We start from the raw sequence: 23026 nt of genomic DNA, 5'->3' as shown, positions 1-23026 counted from the left end.
CGACGGGCGCCTTCCCGGGCGGCCCGCTAGGCAAGAACGGGGCTGCCGATCGGTTCCCGTCCGGGTTAAGCCCGCACCGGAACCACGGAGCCGCGGTAGCGCGTCCGGATGAAATCCGCGACCTCGGCCGAGGTCAGGAGCGCGGCCAGCCGCTGGATGCGGGGGTCGCCGGCCAGCGCCTGCGTGGTGACGAGGACGTTCGCGTAGGGGTTGCCCTCCGCGCGCTCCAGCGCCAGGGCGTCCCGGGCGGGTTCGAGGCCCGCCTCCAGGGCGTAGTTGCCGTTGATCACCGCGAGCGCCACGTCGTCGAGGGCGCGCGGCAGCTGCGGCGGCGCGATCTCGACGAAGCGGAATCCCTTCGGGTTCTCGGCGATGTCGTCGGTGCTGGCGAAGATCCCGGCCCCGCCCGGCCGCAGGCGGATCAGCCCGTTCTCCTGGAGCAGCGTCAGGCTCCGGCTCGCGTTGGTCACGTTGTTCGGGAGGGCGATGGTGCCGCCCTTCGGCAGGTCGGCGAGGGCCCTGGCGCGGCGGCTGTAGAGCCCGAGGGGCTCGACATGCACCGTCGCCACGACCGCGAAGCGCGTGCCCATCGCGGCCTCCTCGGCCCGGAGGAAGGGCACGTGCTGGAAGAAGTTGGCGTCGGCATCGCCGTCGCGCAGGAGCGCGTTCGGCCGCAGGTCGCCGCTGATCTCGATGACCTGGAGCGGCACGTCGGGCGCCAGCGTCTCGCTGACGAAGTGCAGGATCTCCGCGTGCGGGACCGACGACGCCACGACGCGCAGGGCCTGTCCGGCCGCGCGCGCCCGCCCCTCGGCGGCGAGGATCAGGGATCCGGCCAAGGCACCAGCCAGGAGAGTGCGGCGGGACGGGGCGGTCATGGACGGTTCGATGGCCTGTTCGCGGGAGATGCCCGACCGGTCTTACTGACCGCCGGGGCCTCCCTCAAGGAAACGGAGCCTTCGATGTTCCGACGGATACAGGACCGTGTTCTGCCATTTGTCCAAAACGGGCGAGATCTACACTGTCGCTCGTCTTCGCGGCGCGAATCATCGTCCCGCCGGGGTCAGGGCCCGGACGGGCGTCTCGCAAACCGGCGGCGGCGTGTCATGATGGCGCCGGAGGACCCGACATGCACGACAGCGGCGACGATCATCACACCCACGCGCATGGGCACGCGCACGGGGACGCGCACCCGTACAGCCCCCCGTCCGGCGCCGCGGAGCGCTGGAAGCACGACGGCGTGCGGGTGATCCCGGGCGACCGGCTCGACGCCAACACCGCGCAGACGCCCGGCATGTTCCGGCAGGCGGCGATCAACGCCGCCCGGGTCGGCGCCCAGAAGATCTGGGCCGGCACGGTGGCGATTCAGCCCGACGCCAAGACCGGCGTGCACCATCACGGCGACCTGGAGAGCGTGATCTACGTGGTCTCGGGCCGCGCCCGGATGCGCTGGGGCGAGCGGCTCGAATACGTCGCGGAGGCGGGGCCCGGCGACTTCATCTTCGTGCCGCCCTTCGTGCCGCACCAGGAGATCAACGCCTCGACCGACGAGCCCCTGCACTGCGTGCTGGTGCGCTCCGACAACGAGGCCGTGGTGGTCAACCTGCCCGACGTCGCGGCCGCCGAGGCGCCCGAGACCGTCTACTGGGTCGATCCGATCCACAAGCACCCGTGAGGGCCCGGCGCGGTCACGCGAACCGCGGCACCAGCCGGCCGAGGAGGTCGCGGCCCGGGAACCGGGCGGGGGGCATCCGCAGCGCCGGCGCGGGCCCCTCCCCCGGGATCGGCCCCTCGGCGAAGCGCGCCCCGACCGACCAGAAGGCGTCCCGGCGCGTGCCGATCATGCCGAGGCCGACGGGCTCGCGCGCCGCCTCGGGCCGCAGCCGGCCCGCGGCCCAGACGCGCTGCCAGCAGCCGCGCCGGGACAGGTCGGCGTCGCGCCAGCCCAGCCGCGCGTAGCCGGCCGCCGCGAAGATCCGCGTCCCGGCGAAGTCCTCCGGGATCCAGACCCAGCTCGAGAACACGTGGACCGCGTCGCCCCGGACGGCGGCCGGGTCGACCGCCCGCGTGTAGGCGCTGAGCGCCGGTTCCCGGTGCCGGCCGACGTGGCGGCGCAGGCGGCCCGGCAGCGGCAGCACCTCCGGGAAGGCGTCGGCGTCCAGGCGGGCCGGCGCCGCGCCCCGCGCCAGCGCGTAGGCGCCGTCCACGAGGTGCATCCAGGGCTCCAGATCGACCTCCCAGGCCTGCTCCGCCGGGGCGAACCGGCGGACCGTCCCGGCGATCAGGCGGTCGGCGACGCGCCGGGCCGGCTCCGGAACCCAGCCCGGCCCGGCCTCGGTCACGCGCAGCAGCGTCGAGGGGCCGTGCGCCCAGACCGCCTCGGCCAGCCGCGCGAAATCGGATTCGGGGTCGTCGCGGCCGGTCTTGCGCACCAGGATCTTCGTGCCGTCGGCGAGGTCCTCGAGGAACTTGCCCTTGAGATGGGCGAGGCGGCCGTATTCCCGCTCCAGCAGCGCCTCCGGGGCGATCGAGCCGGCCGAGTGCCCGGTATTGGCCCAGATGTTGTAGGCGACGCTGTGGCAGTAATAGGTGCCGCCCGCGCTCACCGAGAGCCGCAGGTCGCCCGGCACGCCGAAATCCGAGAAGCCGCAGCGCAGGCCGCGGATCAGGTCCTCCAGCGGCGTGTAGGAGAAGCGCAGCAGGCCGGAGGGCTCGACGCCGCCGTAGCGCTGCACGAACCCGAACTCGCAATTGTCGCCCAGGCTCCGGAAGGCGTGGAGCCGCTCGGCGAGGATCGCCGCCGCATCCCTGATCCCGCTCACTGCATCCGCTCTATCTCGCCGGGGCCGTCGGACGCAGATCGCGACGGCGCGGGGCATTTGTCCAGCCCCGGGCCCGGATGCGCGGGCTGTGCGGGATGCGCGCCTGCGCCGAGCCGGCCTCGGCGGCGCGCTCGTGCGGGCCTCGCGCCCGGGAGCCGCGCCCGGGAGCCGCGACCGCGCCGGCCATCGCCGGCGCCCGTCGCCCCCGGAATGGGCGCACCCGGCGGGCGCTCACCCGGTCATCGGCACGGCCAGCCGGAAGCAGGTCCCCTTCCCCCGATCCGGGATCGTCAGGCTGCCGCCGAGCTGGCGCATGAGGCTGCCGACGACCCGCATGCCGAGGCTCTTCGAGGCGCGCCCGATCTCGAACCCCGCGGGCAGCCCGATCCCGTCATCGGCCACCTCGACCACGAGGGTGTCGTGCTGGCGCTCGGCCCGGACCCGGATCTCGCCGCCCTCCGGGTGGGTCCCGGGCGGGTAGGCATACTTGAGGGCGTTGGTGACGAGCTCGTTGACCAGGAGCCCGATCGGGATGGCCCGGTCGGCCGAGATCCGCTGCGGGCAGGCCGTGCAGGCGAGCCGCTGGCCCGGCACGCCGCTGGCGAGGTTGGCCACCAGCTTCTCCAGGAAGGGCGCGAGATCGAGTTCGCCGGGCACCCCCTGCCCGTCCTCGCCCCCATCCTTGTCGCCGTCCTTGTCGCCTTGCCGCCAGAGCTGGTCGTGGACGCCCGCGATCGCCTCGACGCGGCTGCGCGCGTCCGTCAGGGCCGCCTGCACGGCGGGCTCGGCCTCGGCGGCGCGGGCCTGGAGGGCCAGCAGGCTCGCCACGATGGCGAGGCTGTTCTTGACCCGGTGGCTCATCTCGCGGGCCAGCAGGTCCTGGCGGGCGAGCGCCGCGCGGAGCAGGCTCTCGGTGCGCTGGCGCTCGATGGCACCGCCGAGCAGGTTGGCGAAGCCCTGCATGAAGGCGATGTCGGCCTCCGCGAACACGCCCTCGCGGGTGTCGTCCACCTCCAGCACCCCGAAGGCGCCGTCCCGGTTCTGGATCAGCACGTTGATCGCCCGGCGGATGCCGTGGTCGGCCATGAGCTGCGGCGTGCGGAAGCGGGTCTCGTCGGCGAGGTGGTTCGAGATCACCGGCCGGCCGGTCTTGAGGGCGAAGCCCGCCGGGGAGGCGAGGTCGGCCCCGACCCGGGCCTTGCCGATCACGTCCGGGCCCCAGCCGACGCCGGCCCGCACCAGCAGCGTGTCCGCGCCCCGCCGGTACTCCAGGGCCTTGCAGAACTCGGCGTTCATGCCCTCCGCGCACAGCTCCGCGGCCCGCTGCAGCAGGTGGTCGACATCGGTGCCGCGCAGGGCCTCCACGCCGAATTCCGACAGGATCACCTGCTGGCGCAGGCGATAGTCGAGATCGGGGGGCGCCGGCCCGCGGGCTGCCTCGGGGCTGGGTTCCACTGCGGTCGAGTCGGTCTGGTCGGTCATGGGAGCGGTGAGACTAGCAGGAAGGCGGGGCCGGCGCGATGCCGGGCCGCCGGGCGGGTCGCACCCGTCGTCGCACCCCCGCGGATTTCCCGGCGCCGCCATCGGCCTGGGCGAGACCGCGCCGGCGACGGTCGAGGCGCGGGTGGCGGCCCTGCGGCCACCTGGCCGTGGACACCCGGGAACGGCCCCGTTCCGACCTGCTTGTCCCCGCACGCAGCGCAGGAGGATCGGATGGCCGCCAAGGCGAAGGTGAAGACCGGGGACGATGTCACCTACAAATGGGGGACGGGCACCGTCGAGGGCTCGGTGACCAAGGTCCACACCCAGGACGTCGAGAAGACCATCAAGGGCAGCACCGTGAAGCGTGAGGCCTCGAAGGCGGAGCCGGCCCTGGAGATCAAGACCGCCACGGGCAGGACGGTGCTGAAGTCGACCTCGGAGGTCACGGTCAAGTCTGCATAACCGCGCAACCTGCCGAGATCGTGAGCTTGCGCACATCGCCGCCCGCTCGACGTCTCGCCGCGGGCCGGGCGGCGGCTATCTGTAACGGTTCCAGCCTTTGCAAGCCGGGACCGCCATGACCATTCCCCTCAGGCTCACCCTGAACGGGCAGCCGCGCGAGATCGCCCTCGACGATCCGCGCGTCACCCTCCTCGACCTCCTGCGCGAGCGCCTCGGCCTGACCGGCGCCAAGAAGGGCTGCGACCGCGGCCAGTGCGGCGCCTGCACGGTGCTGGTGGACGGGCGCCGGATCAATGCCTGCCTGACGCTGGCCGCGAGCCTCGACGGGGCCGAGATCCTGACCATCGAGGGGCTCGCCGAGGGCGACCGGCTCCATCCCGTCCAGGCGGCCTTCATCGCCCATGACGGCTTCCAGTGCGGCTTCTGCACCCCCGGCCAGATCATGAGCGCGGTCGGCCTGATCCGCGAGGGCCAGGCCGGCACCGATCCCGAACGCATCCGCGAGGGGATGAGCGGCAATCTCTGCCGCTGCGGCGCCTATGCGGGCATCCTGGAGGCCGTTCAGGACGCGGCCGGCCGGGCGACCGAGCAGCGGGAGGACGCGGCGTGAGGCGCTTCGACTACATCCGCCCCGCGAGCGTGCCGGAGGCCGTGGCGGCCGGGCAGCATCCGGGCACCGCCTACCTCGCGGCCGGCACCAACCTCGTCGACCTGATGAAGGGCGGCGTCGCCACCCCGGAGCGGGTGGTCGACATCACCCGCCTGCCCGGCCTCTCGGCCATCGAGCGGCTGCCGGACGGCACCACCCGGGTCGGCGCCCTGGTGCGCAACAGCGACCTCGCCCACGACCCCGCCTTCGCCAAGGACTACCCGATGGTGGCCGAGGCCCTGCTGGCGGGCGCCTCGGCGCAGCTGCGCAACGCCGCCACAGTCGGCGGCAACCTGATGCAGCGCACCCGCTGCCCGTACTTCACCGACGCGGTCTCGCCCTGCAACAAGCGCGCCCCCGGCTCCGGCTGCGCGGCCCTGGGGCACGCCACCCGGATCCACGCGGTCCAGGGCTGGAGCGCGCACTGCATCGCCACACACCCGTCCGATTTCTGCGTGCCGCTCGCCGCGTTCGACGCGGTGGTGGAGATCGCCGGGCCGGACGGCGACCGGGCGGTGCCCCTCACGGATTTCCACCGCCTGCCCGGCGACCATCCGGAGCGGGAGACCGACCTGCGGCCCGGCGAGCTGATCACCGCCCTGCGGCTGCCCCCGGAGGCCGCCGACTTCCGAGCCCATGCCCGCTACCTCAAGGTCCGCGACCGCACCTCCTACGCCTTCGCGGTGGTGTCGGCGGCCGCCGCCCTGACCCTCGAGGGAGGCCGGATCGGCCGGGCGCGGCTCGCCCTTGGCGGGCTGGCGCTCAAGCCCTGGCGGGTGGCGGAGGCCGAGGCGGCGCTCGCCGGACAGGCGCCCTCCCCCGAGGCCTACGCGAAGGCCGCCGACGCCGCCCTCGCCGGCGCCGAGCCCACCGGCGCGGCCAACGCCTTCAAGATCGAGCTCGCCCGGCGGGTGGCGGTCCGCGCCCTGACCCAGGCCGCCGCCGGGACGCCCGCCCGGATCCCGGCGCTCCCCGCCTCCCCGTTCGGCATCGTCTGAGGAGACCCGCATGACCGCGACCTCCACGCCCAGCCCTCATCCCGCCGGCACGGTCCGGCACGGCTCCAGCATCGGCCAGCCGCTGACCCGGCGCGACGGCCCCCTCAAGGTGACGGGCCAAGCCCGCTTCACCGCCGACAACCTGCCCCCCGGCACCCTCCACGCGGCGCTCTGCGTCGCCCGGATCGCGAAGGGCCGCGTCACCGGCCTCGACGTGGCCGCCGCCGAGGCCCATCCCGGCGTGGTCGCGGTGATGCGGCCGGGGCACGCCCCGGCGCTCGCCAAGGACCCGGACGCCAAGGACGGGCCGTTCACGTTCCGCCTCGACCTCCTCCAGAACGACCGCGTCCGCTACGCCAACCAGCCGATCGCCGTGGTGATCGCCGAGACCCTGGAGGCGGCGACCGAGGGCGCCCGGCTGCTCGCCCCGACCTACGCGGCCGAGACGCCGCGGATCGGCCTCGATTCCGGCGAGCCCTTCACGCCGGATTCGGTCGGCGTCGGCGCCCCGCCGGTGCAGTCCGAGGGCGACGTCGAGGCCGGGCTCGCGGCCGCGTCCGAGACGATCGCCGCCACCTACGAGACGCCGGCCCAGTACCACAACGCCATGGAGCCGCACGCGGCGGTGGCCAGCTGGGAGGGGGACCGGCTGACGCTGCTCATGCCGACCCAGGCGCTCGCCATGTCGCAGGGGCGGCTCGCCGGCCTGTTCGGCATCCGCCCCGACGACATCCACATCGACAGCCCCTATCTCGGCGGCGGCTTCGGCTCGAAGGGCGTGCCCGCCGGCCCGCAGGTGCTCGCCTGCATGGCGGCCAAGCTCGTGGGCCGGCCGGTGAAGCTGGTGCCGACCCGGACCCAGATGTACGGCCCGATGGGCCATCGCGGCCCGACCCGGCAGACGATCCGGCTCGGCGCCGACGCCGCCGGCAAGCTCACGGCCCTCGACCACCACATCCGCACCGCGTCGTCGAGCTTCGACGACTTCTTCGAGCCGGCCGGCCGGGCGACCAGCACCCTCTACGCGAGCCCGGCCATCGCCATCCGGCACGAGGCGGTGCGCCTCGACACCGGCACGCCGCTGTTCATGCGGGCGCCGGGCGAAGCCTCCGGCAGCGTCGCCCTGGAGAGCGCGCTCGACGAGATGGCCTTCGCGCTCGGCATGGACCCGCTGGAGTTCCGGCTCGCCAACTACGCCGAGGTCGAGCCGCTCACCGGCAAGCCGTTCTCCTCCAAGGCCCTGCGGGAGTGCTACCGCCGCGGCGCCGAGGCCTTCGGCTGGGCCGGGCGGCCGGTCCAGCCCCGCCAGACGCGGGACCGGGACGGGTTCCTGGTCGGCACCGGCATGGGCACCGCCACCTTCCCGGCGCTGATCTTCGAGGGGATGGCCCGGGCCGAGATCCGCGCCGACGGCACCGGCACGGTGGAGCTCGGGGCGATCGACATGGGCCAGGGCGCCTGGACGGCGCTCGCCCAGATCGCCGCCGACGGGCTCGGAATCGGGATGGACGCCCTCACCTTCCGGATGGGCTCCTCCGACCTGCCGAATGCCGGGATCGCGGGCGGCTCCGGCCACACCGCCACGGCGGGCGGCGCGATCCACGCGGCCGCCGGCGACGTGATCCGCCAGCTCGCGGAGCTGGCCACCAACGATCCCGCCTCCCCGCTCTACGGCGCCGGCAATGCCGGCGTGACCGCCGCCGACGGCCGGCTGACCCGGCGCGACGACCCGGGCCGGGGCGAGTCGGTCACGGATATCCTCAGGCGGGCCGGCCGGTCGAGCATCGAGGGCCGGGGCAAGGCCGGCGCCGATCCGGCCGCGCAGGCCTCCTACGCCATGCACGCCCACGGGGCGGTCTTCGCCGAGGTGAAGGTCGATCCCGACCTCGGCCAGATCCGGGTGAGCCGCCTCACCGGCGCCTTCGCGGCCGGCCGGGTGATCAACCCGCGCCTCGTCCAAAGCCAGTATTACGGCGGGATGATCTGGGGCCTGTCCTTCGCCCTGCACGAGCGGGCCGAGATGGACCCGCGCACCGGCCGGTTCCTCAACGACAACCTCGCCGAGTACCACGTGCCGGTGAACGCCGACGTGCCCGCCCTGGAGGCGATCCTCGTCCACGAGGACGACGCGGTGGTGAACGCGCTCGGCGTGAAGGGCGTCGGCGAGATCGGCATCACCGGCACGGTGGGGGCCATCGCCAACGCGGTCTGGCACGCCACCGGCGTGCGGGTGCGCGAGATGCCGATCACCCTCGACAAGCTGCTCGGCTGAGCTGCCGGGCCGATCGAGCGGGTGGAGCGCATGCGCCGGACCGGGTCCGATCCCGGCCCGGGCGCGTCGCGCCGCGCGGGATTTTTTAGTATGGGGCATGCCACCCGGCGGCCGGCGGCCGCCGCAGCAGCGCGGAGACCGGCATGCCCCTCACCAGCGACATCGGCGGCGTCGTCCCGATCGCCCCGACGCCGTTCCACCCGGACGGCCGGATCGACGAGACCTCCCTCGACCGGATGACCGACTTCTTCGGCGCCGCCGGGGTCGACGGCCTGACCATCCTCGGCCAGCTCGGCGAGGCCGGCAAGCTCGACCACGGCGAGGGCCTCGCCGTCGCCAAGCGGGTCCTCGGGCGCACGCGGCTGCCCGTGATCGTCGGCGTCACGGCGCCGGGCTTCGCGGCCATGCGGGCGCTGGCCCGCGAGGTGATGGAGATGGGCGCGGCCGGCGTGATGATCGCCCCGCCCAACACGCTGCGCACCGACGACCAGGTGGTCGGCTACTACCGCAACGCGGTCGAGGCGATCGGGCCGGACGTGCCCTTCGTCCTGCAGGATTATCCCCTGACCTTCTCGGTGCAGATGACCCCGGGCGTGATCCGCCGGATCGTCACCGAGAATCCCTCCTGCGTGATGCTCAAACACGAGGACTGGCCGGGGCTGGAGAAGATCTCCACCCTGCGCGGCTTCGAGGCGGACGGCTCGATGCGCCACATCTCGATCCTCGTGGGCAACGGCGGCCTGTTCCTCGACTTCGAGACCGAGCGCGGCGCCGACGGGGCCAACACCGGCTACGCCTTCCCGGAGATGCTGGTCGACGTGGTCCGCCTCGGCCGGGCGGGCGAGCGCGACGCCGCCCACGACCTGTTCGACGCCCACCTGCCCTATCTCCGCTACGAGCAGCAGCAGGGACCGCTGGGCCTCGCGGTGCGCAAGTACGTGTTCATGCGCCGGGGGATCTTCGCGTCCGACGCGCAGCGCAAGCCGTCGCAGGCGCTGACCGCCCGGGCCAAGGCCGAGGTCGAGTACCTGCTGGCCCGCCTCGCGCGGACCGACGAGCGGGCGCGGCTGGCGGGCTGAGGCGCCCGTACGGACGCCCTTCGGGGGGTTCCCGCAGGGGCTTCGGCGGGGGCTCCGATGTTCCCGGATCGGAGACCTGCGAGAGACCTGCGAGAGACCGGAGAGGGACCGGCGGGGGATCCGAAGGGCGTTCAGCGCGCCCCGACCGGGCCCCGAAGGAGGCCGCCGGCCAGCCGCGCGATCCCTGGGGAACGCCGTCGCGGCGGCGTGGCAGCGGGCGTCGCGACATGCGTGGCGGCGGATCGGGATGCGGGGACCCGGGCGGGCTCGACGGACGGCCCTCCCGCGCCCCCGCGCCTACGGGCCGGGATCGCGCGTCGCCGCACCCGCCGGCCGGCGGCGCGGGGAACGCGCGTGTCACGCCCCGGCCCGGCCCTCCGGCTGCGGCGCGATCCGGTCGCCGTCCCGCAGGGAGGCCGGCGGCCCCACGACGACGCGCTCGTCGCCGGACAGGCCGGAGCGCAGCTCCAGGGCCGAGCGGGTCTGGCGGAAGATCGTGACCTTGCGCATCCGCGCCACCGCGCCGCCGTCCGGCCCGGTCTCGACCACCGCCACCTGCGTCCCGTTCTGGTCGAAGATCAGCGCGTCGCTCGGCACCGTCACGGCGGGGGCGACCCGCGGGATCTCCAGGGTGATGGTGATGTAGAGGCCCGCCCGCAGCGCGCCGTCCGGGTTGGGGATGTCGACCTGGGTCATCAGCGTGCGCGCGGCCGAGAGGAGCGTCGTCGACGAGCGCGAGACCGTGCCGGGGAAGACCTTCCCGGGGATCTGCGCCACCGTGATCCGGGCGTCGAGCCCCGCGCGGACGCCGTCGGCGGCGTAGAGCGGCACGTTCACCGCCATGCGCAGCACGTCGTCCCGCGCCAGGGTCAGGAGCGGCGCGCCGGTGTTCGTGTCCGCCGTGACCGCGTCGCCGACGTCGTTGTTGCGGGTCGTCACCACCCCGTCGAAGGGCGCGCGGATCTCCTCGAAGCCGGTCAGGACCTTGAGGCGGGCGACCTGCGCCTCCTGGGCGGCGATGTTGGCCTCCGCGACCTTCACGGCGGCTCGGGCGGCGTCGACGTTGGCGGTCTGCGCCAGCACCCCGGCCTGGGACGTGTCGGCGTTCTGCCGGGTCTCGGCCCCGGTGCCGGCGAGCGTCGCGGTCCGCCGGTTGGTCACGTCCGCGAGGTGGCGGTTGGCATCGGCCTGGTCGACCATCGCGCGCGCCTGGATCAGCGCCGCCTGGAGCTGCAGCACCTGCGACTGCGCCTGGACGAGCTGCTGGTCGAGGTCGGGCGCGCTGATCCGGAACAGCAGGTCGCCCGTCCTCACGTGCGTGCCGATATCGACCTTGCGCTCGACGATGTAGCCGGTCGCCCGCGGGTAGAGGCTCGCCGTGTCGAAGGCCTGGGTGGTGCCGGTCTGGGTCAGGCTCAGGGGGCCGTCGGTCCGGGAGACCCGGGCGACCCGGACGCCCGGCGGCTTCGCGGCGGAAGCGGGCGGCGGGGTCGCCGCCCGGGACTGGTCCGGCCAGTGGCGGTATCCCAGGAGCCCGGCCCCGGCCAGCGCCAGCAGGGCGAGCCACAGGCGGCCGTGGGACGCGGGGCGGCCGGCCCCGCCTGCGGCTGAACTGTCCCGGTCCGACATTCTCGCCCTCGGCTCGCGCCGCGCAACCGTCGCCGGCTGGGCCGTACCGGCCGGCACGCGTCTCGTCCTGCATTCAAGATACCGAACCAGTATAGCGCCCGGGCGGCCTCCGGGCGAGATGCCGCACTGCACGATCGCGCGCGCTCGCGGATCCGCCCCTCTGCCGTCCGGTTACCCTGCCAGACACCAGGACAGACACCAGGATCCGGGGCTCCGGGGCCCGCAACCCCCGGCTCCGGCGCTCCGGCCCATCAGGATCGAGACGCGATGACCGAGATCTCCAGGCGCGCCATCATCGCGGCCGCGGGGGGCGCGATGGCGGCCTCCGCGACCGCGGCGCACGCCGCCGCCCCCGAGCGCGCGGGCACGGGGGGCGCCATCGAGGGCGCCGACATCTTGGGCCCGCAGAACCGGCCCCGGGCCGCCGAGGAGCCGTTCACCCGGGCGCCCCCCGCCACCGACCACGGCACGATGCCGAACCTGAAATGGTCCTTCGCGGACAGCCACATGCGGCTGGAGACGGGCGGCTGGGCGCGCCAGGCCACGATCCGCGAGCTGCCGGTCTCGAAGGCGATGGCGGGCGTCAACATGCGCCTCAAGGCCGGCGCGGTCCGCGAGATGCACTGGCACAAGGAATCCGAGTGGGCCTACATGATCAAGGGCCGGGCCCGGATCACCGCGGTCGACCAGGACGGGCGCACCTTCGCGGACGACGTCGGCGAAGGCGACCTCTGGTACTTCCCGGGCGGCATCCCGCACGCGATCCAGGGGCTCTCGGCCGACGGCGTCGACGGCTGCGAGTTCCTGCTGGTGTTCGACGACGGCGGCTTCTCGGAGGATTCCACCTTCCTGCTGACCGACTGGCTGGCGCACACGCCCAGGGACGTGCTCGCCAAGAATTTCGGCCTGCCCGAGAGCGCCTTCGCCAATCTCCCCGACAAGGAGCTCTACATCTTCCCCGGCCCGAGGCCCGGCCCGCTCGCGGCCGACAGGATGGCCGGCTCCGGGCCGGTGCAGACGTCCTTCAGCCACCGGATGCTGGCGCAGGAGCCCCTGCGCACGCGGAGCGGCAGCGTGCGCATCACCGATTCCACGGTGTTCCCGGCCTCGGTCACCATCGCGGCGGCCCTCGTCGAGGTCGAGCCCGGGGGCCTGCGCGAGCTGCACTGGCACCCCACCAGCGACGAGTGGCAGTACTACCTCTCCGGCACGGGCCGGATGACGGTGTTCGGCTCGGAATCGAAGGCCCGCACCTTCGACTACCGGGCCGGCGACGTGGGCTACGTGCCCTTCGCCATGGGCCACTACATCGAGAACACGGGCGACACGACCCTGACCTTCCTGGAGATGTTCAAGAGCCCGCGCTACGCCGACATCTCCCTCACGCAGTGGCTGGCCCTGACCCCGCATTCCCTGGTGCAGGCCCATACCGGGATGGCGGCCGGGCAGGTCGAGGCGCTCTCCGCCGTGAAGACCCCGGTCGTGCCGGGTTGACGCGCCCCGGAACTTGGCCCGACCCTGGCGCGTCGACCTCGCAGTCAGCTCGATCGATCGCACGGAGAATCCCATGCGCGCCGCGTCCCGCGCGCTCCTCGCCCTGGCCCTCGCCCTTCCGGCGGGGGCCGCTTCGGCGCAGGTGCAGCAGAACGACCCGAACGCCGCCAACGCCTCGTTCGCCCTCCAGAGCCAGATCCGGACCCTCAACCAGCAGCGGGTCACGGATTTCAACACGCTGAACCAGACGATCCAGCGCAACGTCCAGTACGCGCCCGTCGGGCCCTACGTGCCCTACCGGGGCGTCTACGGGGGCCGCCACGGCGGGCGCCACGGGATCGCGCGGCGGGGCGGCGGCGGCGTCAACACGAGCGTGTGCATCGGCTGCTGAGGGGCCGGGGCCGCTGCGAATTCCGCGCAGAGCGGGGAAAGCCCCAAAAAAACCTTTCCCCGCCGACAGGCTTCACCCAGAAGCAATGCCCATGGTGGCGTGCGCATGAACATCCTGCTGATCGGCTCCGGCGGCCGCGAGCACGCCCTGGCCTGGCGACTGGCCCAGAGCCCCCTCTGCACCCGCCTGTTCACGGCGCCGGGCAATCCCGGCACGGCCCGCCACGGGACCAACCGGGCGGACCTCGCCGTGGCGGATCACGCGGCCGTGGCCGCCTTCTGCGCGGCGGAGGCGATCGGCCTCGTGGTGGTCGGACCCGAGGCCCCCCTGGTCGCCGGGCTCGTGGACGACCTGAAGGCCGCCGGGATCCGCACCTTCGGGCCCACCCGCGACGCGGCCCGGCTGGAGGGCTCCAAGGGCTTCACCAAGGACCTGTGCGCCGCCTGCGGCATCCCCACCGCCGCCTTCGCGCGCTTCACCGCCCTGGAGCCGGCCCTGGCCTATGTCCGCCGGCAGGGCGCCCCGATCGTTGTCAAGGCCGACGGGCTCGCCGCCGGCAAGGGCGTCACCGTCGCCGAGACCCTGGACCAGGCCGAGGACGCCCTGGCCGCCCTGTTCGCGGATCCGGGCGCCGAGGTGGTGGTCGAGGAATGCCTGTTCGGCGAGGAGGCGAGCTTCTTCGCCCTGTGCGACGGCACCCGGGCCATTCCCCTCGGCACCGCCCAGGACCACAAGCGCGTCTTCGACGGCGACCGCGGCCCCAACACCGGCGGCATGGGCGCCTATTCCCCCGCCCGGGTGGTCACCCCGGAGATCGAGGCCCGGGTCATGGCCGAGATCATCGCGCCGACCCTCGCGGGCATGCGGGCGCGGGGCTGCCCCTTCACCGGCATCCTGTATGCCGGCCTGATGCTCACCGCCGACGGCCCCAAGCTCATCGAGTACAACACCCGCTTCGGCGACCCCGAGGCGCAGGTGCTGATGCCGCGCCTCGCCTCCGACCTCGTGCCGGCCCTGCTCTCGGCCTGCGACGGCGACCTCTCCGGGATCGGCCTCGAGTTCGACGCCCAGAGGGCGGCCCTCACCGTGGTGATGGCCGCCGCGGGCTATCCGGGCGCCGTGGTGCGCGGCTCGGCGATCCGGGGCGTCGAGGCCGCCGAGGGCGACGGCGTGTTCGTGTTCCAGGCCGGCACCCGCGCCGAGGACGGGCAGCTGCTCGCCGACGGCGGCCGGGTGCTGGCGGTCACGGCCTTGGGCGACAGCGTCACGGACGCCCAGGCCCGCGCCTACGCGGCTGTGGCCCGGATCGACTGGCCGGAGGGATTCTGCCGGCGCGACATCGGATTCCGGGCGGTGGCCCGGGAGGCGGGCGAGGGCTGAGCGAGGGCTGAGCGGGGGGCGGCCGGCTGGCGCCCGCGCGGGCGTCTCGTCCCCTCCCCGTCGGGCCGGGGCGCCGCTGGCGGCTCCGGATTACAACCTCCGCTGCCTCGGCCGACGGGCTCGTTCCGGCAGCCCCGCCCTATTCCCCCACCGCCGCCCCCGCCGGCCTGCGGTTGTCGTTGGCGCCGTAGAGGAGGCCCGGTCGCATCCGCTCCGTGCGCGAGGCGTCGTTGCCCGAGGAGGCCGCCTCGGGGAGGGCCGGCGCGGCGGCGCGGACCGCGATCAGCTCCTGCGCGCCCCAGGGCTTCTGCTCGATGATCGTGTGGCCCATGCCCCGCAGGATGTCCTTCGTGTCCGCCGAGAGCGCGAAGGGCTCGGCGTAGATCGCGTCGGGCAGCCACTGGTGGTGGATGCGCGGGGCGTCCACCGCCTCTTGCGGCTCCATGCCGAAATCCAGCAGGTTGATGATCGTCTGCGCGTTGATCGTGATGATCCGCGAGCCCCCCGGCGAGCCCGCCACCAGGGCGACCTTGCCGTCGCGCAGCACGAGGGTCGGGGCCATGGACGAGAGCGGGCGCTTGCCCGGCTGGATCGCGTTCTTCGACCCCTGCACGAGGCCGAACAGGTTCGGCACCCCGGCCTTGACCGTGAAGTCGTCCATCTCGTCGTTCAGGAAGAAGCCCGTGTCGGCGGCGATCACCCCGGCGCCGAAATAGCCGTTGATCGTGTAGGTCAGCGAGACCGCGTTGCCGGCCCGGTCCATCACCGAGATGTGGGTGGTCTCGGGCCGCTCCCGCGCCTCCGGCTCGGGATTCAGGCTGGGATCCGGGCGGATCTCGGACGAGGGGGTCGCCCGGTCGGGCCGGATCGAGGCCCGGAGCGTCTCCGCGTAGGCCGGCGACAGGAGCCGGGCGACGGGGTTGTCTACGAAGGCCGGGTCGCCCAGCAGCATGTTGCGGTCGGCATAGGCGCGCCGCATGGCCTCGACCATCAGGTGCACGCTCCGGGCCGCGTTGAACCCCGCCGCCCGCAGGTCGTAGCCGTCGAGGATGCCGAGGATCTCGCACAGCGTGGTGCCGCCCGACGAGGGCGGGGGCGCCGACAGGATGGTGGCGCCGCGGTAGCGGCAGGTCAGCGGCTCGGATTGCGTCACCGTGTAGGCGGCGAAGTCGGACGCGGTCAGGAGCCCGCCGCCGGCGCGGGAGGCCGCCTCCACGGCGTCCGGGATCGCCCCCTTGTAGAACGCGTCCGCGCCGCGGTCGGCGATGGCCTGGAGGGTGCGGGCGAGGTCGGCCTGGACCAGCCTGTCCCCGGGCCGCCAGGGGCTGCCGTCCGGGCGCAGGAAGATCCGGGCGACGTTGGCCTGGGCAGCAAACAGCCGGGTGCCGGATTCGAGGATGTCGGTGTCGCCCCGGGTCAGCACGAACCCGTCGCGGGCGAGCGCGATCGCCGGCGCCATCACCTGCGCCAGCGGCAGGGTCCCGTACGCGGACAGCGCGGTGTTCAGGCCGAGCACGGTGCCGGGCACGCCGGCCGCCTTCCAGCCGCGCAGGCTCGCGCCCTTCACGACGGTGCCGGCGGCGTCTAGATACATGTCCCGGCTCGCCGCCGCCGGAGCGGTCTCGCGGAAGTTGACGAACCGGCTCTGCCCGGCGGCGCTGTGGAGCACCAGGAAGCCGCCGCCGCCGAGATTGCCGCAGCACGGGTTCACCACCGCCTCGGCGTAGGCCACCGCCACCGCGGCGTCGACGGCGTTGCCGCCGACCCTCAGGATATCGGCCCCCACCTGCGAGGCGAGGCGCTGGGACGAGACCACCATCCCGTTCTCGGCCTCCACGGCCGGCCCGGAGGCGGCCCGGGCCGCCGGGCCCGCGAGGGCGAGCAGGACGGCCAGGAGCAGCGCGCGTGCCGGTGCGATCATCCCTGGCCCTCTCCGGTGCGGTTCCCGCGCCGCCATATAGGGGACCACACGTCAGAGTCGCGGCTCCCCCCGATCACCTCATCCTGAGGTGCTGGGCAGCGGCCCCGGAGGACGCTTTCGAGGCCCGCCGACGGGGCCTCAGGACGCGGGGGATGGGGGAGAGGCCCGGCCGTCCGGCGCGGCCTCAGCCGTTGCGGAACGTGTAGCTGTAGCCGTTCAGCGCCGGCGCGCCGCCGAGATGGGCGTAGAGCACCTTCGAGCCCTTCGGGAAGAAGCCCTTCTTCACGAGGTCGATCATGCCCTGCATCGACTTCCCCTCGTAGACCGGGTCGGTGATCATCCCCTCGAGCCGGGCCGAGAGCCGGATCGCCTCCACGGTCTCCCGCGAGGGCACGCCGTAGACCGGGTAGGCGTAATCCTCGTTGAGCACCACGTCGTCGGCGACGATGTCGCCCGCGCCGACCAGGGCGGCGGTGTTCTGCGCGATGTCGAGGACCTGGGCCTTGGTCTGGGCCGGGGTGCAGGAGGCGTCGATGCCGATGACGTTGCGGGCGCGCCCGTCGGCCGAGAAGCCCACCAGCATGCCGGCATGGGTCGAGCCGGTGACCGTGCAGACCACCACGTAGTCGAAGCGCAGGCCCATCTCGGCCTCCTGCTTCCGCACCTCCTCGGCGAAGCCGACATAGCCGAGCCCGCCATACTTGTGCACCGAGGCGCCGGCCGGGATCGCGTAGGGCTTGCCGCCCTCGGCCTCGACCTCGGCGAGCGCCCGCTTCCACGAATCGCGGATGCCGATGTCGAACCCGTCATCCACGAGCTGCGTCTGCGCGCCCATGATCCGCGACAGGAGGATGTTGCCGACCCGGTCGTAGACCGCGTCCTCGTGGGGCACCCAGGCTTCCTGGATCAGCCGGCACTTCATGCCGATCTTGGCGGCGACCGCCGCGACCATGCGGGTGTGGTTCGACTGCACGCCGCCGATCGACACCAGGGTGTCGGCGCCGCTCTTGATCGCGTCCGGTACGATGTATTCGAGCTTGCGCAGCTTGTTGCCGCCGTAGGCGAGGCCGGAATTGCAATCCTCGCGCTTGGCGTAGAGCTCGACCTCGCCGCCGAGATGCGCCGTCAGGCGCTTGAGCGGCTCGATCGGCGTCGGGCCGAAGGTCAGGGGATAGCGCTCGAAGGTGTCCAGCATCGGGTCTCTCCGGGTCTTGCGGACGCGGCCGGCGCCGGGATCGGTCTCCCTCCGGCCGGACGCGTCGATGCGGGGTTCCGGAGCGGTGGCCGGACCTGGCCGGCGCGACTCCGAAGCACGACAGGACCCTATCCGAATTGCCCTGAAAGGTGCTCTCGATCTTCGGGGCTTGGTGATCGTGATCCGCTGCCGCTAAGCCAGGTCGCACGGAATCATTCCGGATCTGGCCCTCCAACCGAAAGAATCGTCCATGTCCGCAGGGCTCGACCGGATCGACCAGAAGATCCTCCGGCTCCTCCAGGCGGACGGGCGCATGGCCAATGCCGAGATCGCCGAGCGGGTCGGCACCAGCGCGGCCACCTGCCACCGCCGGATCCAGCGCCTGTTCGCCGACGGGTTCGTGCGGGCGGTGCGGGCGCTGATCGACCCGATGCGGGTCGGACGCGGCACGCTGGTCTTCGTCGGCGTCGTCCTCGACCGCTCCACCCCCGAGAGCTTTTCCGCGTTCGAGGCCGCCGTGCGGGCGATCCCCGTGCTCCTCGACTGCCACCTCGTGGCCGGCGATTTCGACTACATGCTGAAGATCCGGGTCTCCGACATGGCCGATTTCAACCGCCTCCACAGCGCCACGCTGATCGGCCTGCCGGGGGTGCGCCAGACCCGGACCTTCTTCGTGATGAAGGAGGTGATCGACAACGCGCCCCTCGATCTGTGACCGGGTCGCCACGGGGTCCCCGATCCGCACCCCCATCCCGCGGTGCCCGCGTGCGCGGCCCCGACGGGAGCCCTCTCCGGCCGGCCGCGCGATCCCTGGGGCCGACTTGGAGCCGACTTGGAGCCGACTTGGAGCCGACTTGGAGCCGACTTGGAGCCGACTTGGAGCCGTCCCTCCAGGCCTCCGCCGCGCTCCGGCACCTCGGGACGGGGCCGGGGACGGACAGACCGGCCGCTGGAACGGGTTCCGGCTCCCCCTACCCCTCCCCGCGCCGCTCCTTCCGCAGGGCCTCCCACCGGTCGAGGCGCTCGGCGAGCCGGGTCTCGTAGCCGCGCCCGGTGGGCCGGTAGAGGTGCTGGCGCCCCAGCGCGTCGGGCCAGTAATCCTGGCCCGAGAAGGCGTCGGGCTCGTCGTGGTCGTAGCGGTAGCCCTCGCCGTAGCCGATCCGCTTCATCAGCTTGGTCGGCGCGTTGAGGATGGTGCGCGGCGGCGCCAGGGAGCCGGCCTCCTTGGCGAGGCGGGTCGCGGCCTTGTAGGCCTCGTAGACCGCGTTCGATTTCGGCGCGCAGGCGAGGTAGATCGCCGCCTGGGCCAGCGCCAGTTCCCCCTCCGGGCTGCCGAGGAAGTCGAACGCGTCCTTGGCGGCGTTGGCCACCACCAGCGCCTGCGGGTCGGCGAGCCCGATATCCTCCACCGCCATCCGGACCAGCCGGCGGGCGATGAACAGCCGGTCCTCGCCGGCATCCAGCATCCGGCAGAGATAGTAGAGCGCCGCGTCCGGATCGGAGCCGCGCACGGTCTTGTGCAGGGCCGAGATCAGGTTGTAGTGGCCCTCCTGCGCCTTGTCGTAGATCGGCGCCCGGCGCTGCACGATCGCCTGGAGCGCCTCGGCGTCGAGGATCTCGGCCGGTCCCGCCGAGCGCCAGACCTCCTCGGCCAGGGTCAGCGCCGCGCGCCCGTCCCCGTCGGCCATCCGCACCAGCACGCCGCGCGCCTCCTCGGTGAGCGGCAGGGCCTGCCCGGTCAGCGCCTCGGCCCGCACCAGGAGCCGCGCGATGGCACCCGGGTCGAGGGCCCGGAACAGCAGCACCCGGGCGCGGGACAGGAGCGCGGCGTTCAGCTCGAACGAGGGATTCTCGGTCGTCGCGCCCACCAGCGTGACGGTGCCGTCCTCCATCACCGGCAGGAAGGCGTCGAGCTGTGCCCGGTTGAACCGGTGGATCTCGTCCACGAACAGCAGGGTCGCCTGCCCGCTCGCCCGGCGCCTGCGCGCCGCCTCGAACACCTTGCGCAGGTCGGGCACGCCGGAAAAGATCGCGGAGATCTGCTCGAAATGCAGGTCGGTGCCCTGGGCGAGCAGCCGCGCCACCGTGGTCTTGCCGGTGCCGGGCGGTCCCCAGAAGATCAGCGAGCCGAGGCTGCGCCCCCGCAGCAGCCGGGTGAGCGCCCCGCCCTCCCCGGTCAGGTGCTCCTGGCCGACGACCTCCGCGAGGCTCTGCGGGCGCAGTCGGTCCGCCAGGGGCCGGGCGGACACGGCGCCGGAGGCGGGGTCGGGCGCGGGGGGAGGCTCCGCGGAGGCGAACAGGTCGGACATCCGCGCATCAACACCGGCGGCGGGCGGGGGCGCAAGCCGGGCCGCGGGCCTTGCCCCCGCTCCCGCGCCGGAGCGACCCGCGATTCAGCCGCCGAACACCGAGGTCAGGATCTCGCCGTTGCGGTTGATCGCGACCTCCCAGGAATTGAGGCTGTTGCGGGTGACCCGGTCGAGATCCTTGGTGGTCGGCACCGGCACCCCGTTGACCGCGAGGATCACGTCGCCCTTCTGCAGCCCGACCCGGGCCGCCACGGAGTTCTCGTCCACGGCCTGCACGGCCACGCCGTCCGTCTGGAAGTCGACCTGCATCTCCTCGGCCACCGCCGGCGAGGTGTTGACCAGCGTCGCGCCCAGGAAGGGCGAGCGGGTCTTCACCTTGAGCACGTCGCGCGGGCGCGTCTCCGGGGCCGGCGCGAGCTTGACCGCGACCGTCTGGCGGCTCGTGCCGCGCAGGATCCCGAACCGGGCCTGGCCCTGGACGCCCTTGAGGGCGAAGCGGTAGCCGAAGGCCTCCGGGTCGGCCACCTCCTGGCCGTCCACCGCGAGGATCAGGTCGCCGCGCTTCAGGCCCGCCTCCTCGGCCGGGCTCTTGGCCTGCAGGCTCGCCACCAGCACGCCGGTGGGATGGTCGAGGCCCATGCTGTCGGCGATGTCGGGGGTCACGCTCTGGATGCGCGCCCCGAGCCAGGGCCGGCGCACGACGCTCGCCCCGTCGCGGGCGGCGTCGACCACCGCCTTGACCATGCCCACGGGGATCGCGAAGCCGATGCCGTGGCTGCCGCCCGATTGCGAGTAGATCGCTGTGTTGATGCCGACGAGCTGGCCGCGCAGGTCGACCAGGGCGCCGCCGGAATTGCCCGGGTTGATCGCCGCATCGGTCTGGATGAAGTACTGGTAATCCGCCGAGCCGACCTGCGTGCGCGCCAGCGCCGAGACGATGCCCTGCGTCACCGTCTGGCCGACACCGAACGGGTTGCCGATCGCCATCACGAAATCGCCGACCTCCAGGGCGTCGGCGTCGCCGAACGGCATCGGCACGAGGCTCTTCGGCGGCTCCTTGAGCTTGAGCACGGCGAGGTCGGTGCGGGTGTCGCGCATCACGATGGTCGCCTCGAACTCGCGCCGGTCCGCCAGCGCGATCCGCACCTCGTTCATGTTGTCGATGACGTGGTTGTTGGTGATGACGAGCCCGTCGGCATCGACCAGCACCCCCGAGCCCAGGGAGCGCTGCGCCCGGTCGCCCCGGGGACCGCGCCCGCCCTCCGGCTCGCCGAAGAAGCGGCGCATGAACTCCTCCATGGCGCTGGTGCGGGCGTTGGAGCGCTTGTCCACGTGGGAGGCGTAGACGTTCACCACCGAGGGGGAGGCGCGCTTCACCACGGGGGCGAAGGAGAGCTGCACGTCGGCCTTGCTCAGGGGCACGGCCTTGGCCGTCCCGTCCCTGGACATCTCCCGGGACGTCTCTTTCGTCGTCTCCTTGGCCTCCGTGCGCGCCATCTGCGCCCAGGCCGGGCCGGTGGCCAGCAGGGCCGCGACGAGGGCAGGCAGGGTGAGGCGGGTCAGCATGCGGGGCTCCGGCATCAGGACGGGCGCGCCGTCCAGGCCGAGAAGGCAGGCGCGCCGTGCGGCCCTACGCTATCGAGGCCGATTGCGGCAGGTCCACGACATCGACGCCGCAGGCGTCGCTGGTGAGCCTGCGCCGCGGGCGCCCCGGCCGCGCGGTCAGGCGACCTCTTTGCGGCGCGCCCCGCGCTTTCCCGCGGGCGGCGGCGCGGGTTCAGGCTCGACGGGCTCCGGTGCGGCCGCCTTCCCGCGCGACTGCCCGAGGCCCAGGGATCGGGCGAGCTGCGAGCGCTGCTCGGAGTAGCTCCGGGCCGTCATCGGATAATCGGCGGCGAGGCCCCACTTGGCCCGATAGGCCTCCGGGGACAGGCCGCGGAGGGTGAGATGGCGGCGCAGGGTCTTGTAGGGCTTGCCGTCCTCGAACGAGATCAGGAAATCCGGGGTGACCGAGCGCCGGATCTCCTGCGGCGTGGCCTTCGTCACGGCCTGCGGCGACGCGGGGCCGCCGGTGCCGATCCCGCTGAGCGCAGCATGCACCGCGTTGAGGAGTTCCGGCAGATCCGCGCTCTGCACGTGGTTGTGGCTCACATAGGCCGAGACGATCTCGGAGGCGAGCATGACGGAGCGGCTGCCGCCGCCGTTCGACTGACCCATAGCTTGTGCGTTGCCTTCCCGTGATGACGAAACTCGCCAGAACGCAAGCACTGCGTCGCGGTTCAGGCGACTGATACAATCGTATTTTCAGGAGGGGTCAAGTCTCAATCGGAATCCGGCGTATACAATCGTCCAGCGGTCAAGAAGATCGGCTTTGATCAGCCAACCTCAAAGAACATTTCTTGCCGCAGCATGGCTTGTGCGCAACCGATTCGCGCGCCTCACCTTCCCCGGAAGATCCCTGTCCTGTTCGGACCGCGTACGACGGCGCGGTGTGCGCGCGGGATCTTGGAATCGTCCTCGGGGAGGCGGCCGCCGGGCCAACGGCGCGCGCAGCGGCGGCGTTCGAGGGCGTCGTCCGGCGGCTTCCTTCGGCTGCCGCCATCGCGGGAACACAACTCCAGCGTGCCCGATCGGACGAAACGCCCCCGGCGGGACCCGGGCGGGATCGCAGGACGCGGGACGGCCCTCAGGGGCGGTTCACGCGTCTCCCACGGGCCCGGAGCCGCGCTCCGGGTGCCGGCGGACCGGACGGACCAAACGAAAAACCCGCCGCGCTGGGAAGCGCGGCGGGTTCGAAGATCGTTGGTTGCGGGGACAGGATTTGAACCTGTGACCTTCAGGTTATGAGCCTGACGAGCTACCGGGCTGCTCCACCCCGCGCCAAGTCTGTGCGGCTGGTCCCGGGTGCGGCGCGGGCTGGGGTGCAGCGGGCGCGGTATCCGG

The 23026-nt window shown here is 73.3% G+C and carries 19 protein-coding genes and 1 tRNA gene; 10 read left to right on the top strand and 10 right to left on the bottom strand.

Annotated features, from left to right (window positions below):
• Positions 1-65 precede the first annotated feature (65 nt).
• Positions 66-878, bottom strand: a complete 813-nt coding sequence (locus tag MKK82_RS29340; RefSeq protein ID WP_243987663.1) for a MetQ/NlpA family ABC transporter substrate-binding protein — start codon at positions 876-878, stop codon at positions 66-68.
• 251 nt (positions 879-1129) lie between these two features.
• Here MKK82_RS29340 and MKK82_RS29335 point away from each other — a divergent pair, with 251 nt between their 5' ends.
• Positions 1130-1675 carry a cupin domain-containing protein gene (locus MKK82_RS29335; RefSeq protein WP_238290500.1) on the top strand — a complete coding sequence of 182 codons (546 nt, stop codon included), beginning with the start codon at positions 1130-1132 and terminating at the stop codon, positions 1673-1675.
• A gap of 13 nt (positions 1676-1688) precedes the next feature.
• Here MKK82_RS29335 and MKK82_RS29330 read toward each other — a convergent pair whose 3' ends face one another.
• Positions 1689-2822: a hypothetical protein gene (locus MKK82_RS29330; RefSeq protein WP_238290499.1), complete on the bottom strand. Its 1134-nt coding sequence runs from the start codon at positions 2820-2822 to the stop codon at positions 1689-1691.
• Positions 2823-3053: 231 nt separating this feature from the next.
• Positions 3054-4304: a sensor histidine kinase gene (locus MKK82_RS29325; protein ID WP_238290497.1), complete on the bottom strand. Its 1251-nt coding sequence runs from the start codon at positions 4302-4304 to the stop codon at positions 3054-3056.
• 231 nt (positions 4305-4535) lie between these two features.
• On the opposite strand from MKK82_RS29325, the gene MKK82_RS29320 reads away from it, so the two are divergent.
• The 5 genes from MKK82_RS29320 (at position 4536) to MKK82_RS29300 (ending at position 9764) form a co-directional block, all read left to right on the top strand.
• Positions 4536-4766, top strand: a complete 231-nt coding sequence (locus MKK82_RS29320; protein ID WP_238290496.1) for a DUF2945 domain-containing protein — start codon at positions 4536-4538, stop codon at positions 4764-4766.
• Positions 4767-4881: 115 nt separating this feature from the next.
• Positions 4882-5376 (top strand): (2Fe-2S)-binding protein, encoded by a 495-nt coding sequence (locus MKK82_RS29315; RefSeq protein WP_238290495.1) that lies wholly within the window; start codon positions 4882-4884, stop codon positions 5374-5376.
• A complete protein-coding gene (locus MKK82_RS29310; RefSeq protein WP_238290494.1) occupies positions 5373-6413 on the top strand; it encodes an FAD binding domain-containing protein in 1041 nt (346 codons plus the stop codon). Before MKK82_RS29315 ends, MKK82_RS29310 begins: the two co-directional genes overlap by 4 nt.
• Positions 6414-6423: 10 nt before the next feature.
• Positions 6424-8685 carry a xanthine dehydrogenase family protein molybdopterin-binding subunit gene (locus MKK82_RS29305; protein WP_238290493.1) on the top strand — a complete coding sequence of 754 codons (2262 nt, stop codon included), beginning with the start codon at positions 6424-6426 and terminating at the stop codon, positions 8683-8685.
• Positions 8686-8828: 143 nt separating this feature from the next.
• Positions 8829-9764 (top strand): dihydrodipicolinate synthase family protein, encoded by a 936-nt coding sequence (locus MKK82_RS29300; protein ID WP_238290492.1) that lies wholly within the window; start codon positions 8829-8831, stop codon positions 9762-9764.
• Between the two features lie 357 nt (positions 9765-10121).
• Here the strand turns inward: MKK82_RS29300 and MKK82_RS29295 are convergent, their stop codons facing one another.
• Positions 10122-11393 (bottom strand): efflux RND transporter periplasmic adaptor subunit, encoded by a 1272-nt coding sequence (locus tag MKK82_RS29295; protein WP_238290491.1) that lies wholly within the window; start codon positions 11391-11393, stop codon positions 10122-10124.
• 267 nt (positions 11394-11660) lie between these two features.
• Between MKK82_RS29295 and MKK82_RS29290 the strand changes: the two genes are divergently transcribed.
• The 3 genes from MKK82_RS29290 (at position 11661) to purD (ending at position 14658) form a co-directional block, all read left to right on the top strand.
• Complete coding sequence (locus MKK82_RS29290) at positions 11661-12887, top strand: oxalate decarboxylase family bicupin (RefSeq protein ID WP_238290490.1); 1227 nt, start codon at positions 11661-11663, stop codon at positions 12885-12887.
• A 73-nt stretch (positions 12888-12960) separates the two neighbouring features.
• On the top strand, positions 12961-13278 hold the full coding sequence (locus tag MKK82_RS29285; protein WP_238290488.1) for a hypothetical protein: 318 nt from the start codon (positions 12961-12963) through the stop codon (positions 13276-13278).
• A 105-nt stretch (positions 13279-13383) separates the two neighbouring features.
• Entirely contained in the window at positions 13384-14658 is a 1275-nt protein-coding gene (purD, locus tag MKK82_RS29280) for a phosphoribosylamine--glycine ligase (protein WP_238290487.1), read from the top strand.
• 139 nt (positions 14659-14797) lie between these two features.
• Here the strand turns inward: purD and ggt are convergent, their stop codons facing one another.
• The gene (ggt, locus tag MKK82_RS29275) at positions 14798-16579 is read right to left on the bottom strand and encodes a gamma-glutamyltransferase (protein WP_243987662.1); all 1782 of its coding nucleotides are present in this window, start codon (positions 16577-16579) and stop codon (positions 14798-14800) included.
• 184 nt (positions 16580-16763) lie between these two features.
• Positions 16764-17774, bottom strand: coding sequence for a 1-aminocyclopropane-1-carboxylate deaminase (locus MKK82_RS29270; protein ID WP_238290485.1), 1011 nt, complete (start codon positions 17772-17774; stop codon positions 16764-16766).
• A gap of 250 nt (positions 17775-18024) precedes the next feature.
• Between MKK82_RS29270 and MKK82_RS29265 the strand changes: the two genes are divergently transcribed.
• A complete protein-coding gene (locus MKK82_RS29265) occupies positions 18025-18489 on the top strand; it encodes an Lrp/AsnC family transcriptional regulator (protein WP_238290484.1) in 465 nt (154 codons plus the stop codon).
• 256 nt (positions 18490-18745) lie between these two features.
• On the opposite strand, the gene MKK82_RS29260 is transcribed toward MKK82_RS29265, so the two are convergent.
• The 4 genes from MKK82_RS29260 to MKK82_RS29245 all read right to left on the bottom strand — a co-directional run bounded on the left by MKK82_RS29260 (position 18746) and on the right by MKK82_RS29245 (position 22963).
• Positions 18746-20083, bottom strand: a complete 1338-nt coding sequence (locus tag MKK82_RS29260; protein ID WP_238290483.1) for a replication-associated recombination protein A — start codon at positions 20081-20083, stop codon at positions 18746-18748.
• Positions 20084-20167: 84 nt separating this feature from the next.
• A complete protein-coding gene (locus tag MKK82_RS29255; RefSeq protein WP_238290482.1) occupies positions 20168-21649 on the bottom strand; it encodes a DegQ family serine endoprotease in 1482 nt (493 codons plus the stop codon).
• A 156-nt stretch (positions 21650-21805) separates the two neighbouring features.
• Positions 21806-22300, bottom strand: coding sequence for a MucR family transcriptional regulator (locus tag MKK82_RS29250; protein WP_238290481.1), 495 nt, complete (start codon positions 22298-22300; stop codon positions 21806-21808).
• 586 nt (positions 22301-22886) lie between these two features.
• A tRNA-Met gene (locus MKK82_RS29245) sits at positions 22887-22963 on the bottom strand.
• Between the last annotated feature and the right edge of the window lie 63 nt (positions 22964-23026).

It is taken from the genome of Methylobacterium sp. E-046, from assembly GCF_022829625.1.
In the GTDB taxonomy this organism is placed as follows: Bacteria; Pseudomonadota; Alphaproteobacteria; order Rhizobiales; family Beijerinckiaceae; genus Methylobacterium; species Methylobacterium longum.
This window is presented reverse-complemented; position numbering and strand designations above follow the sequence as displayed.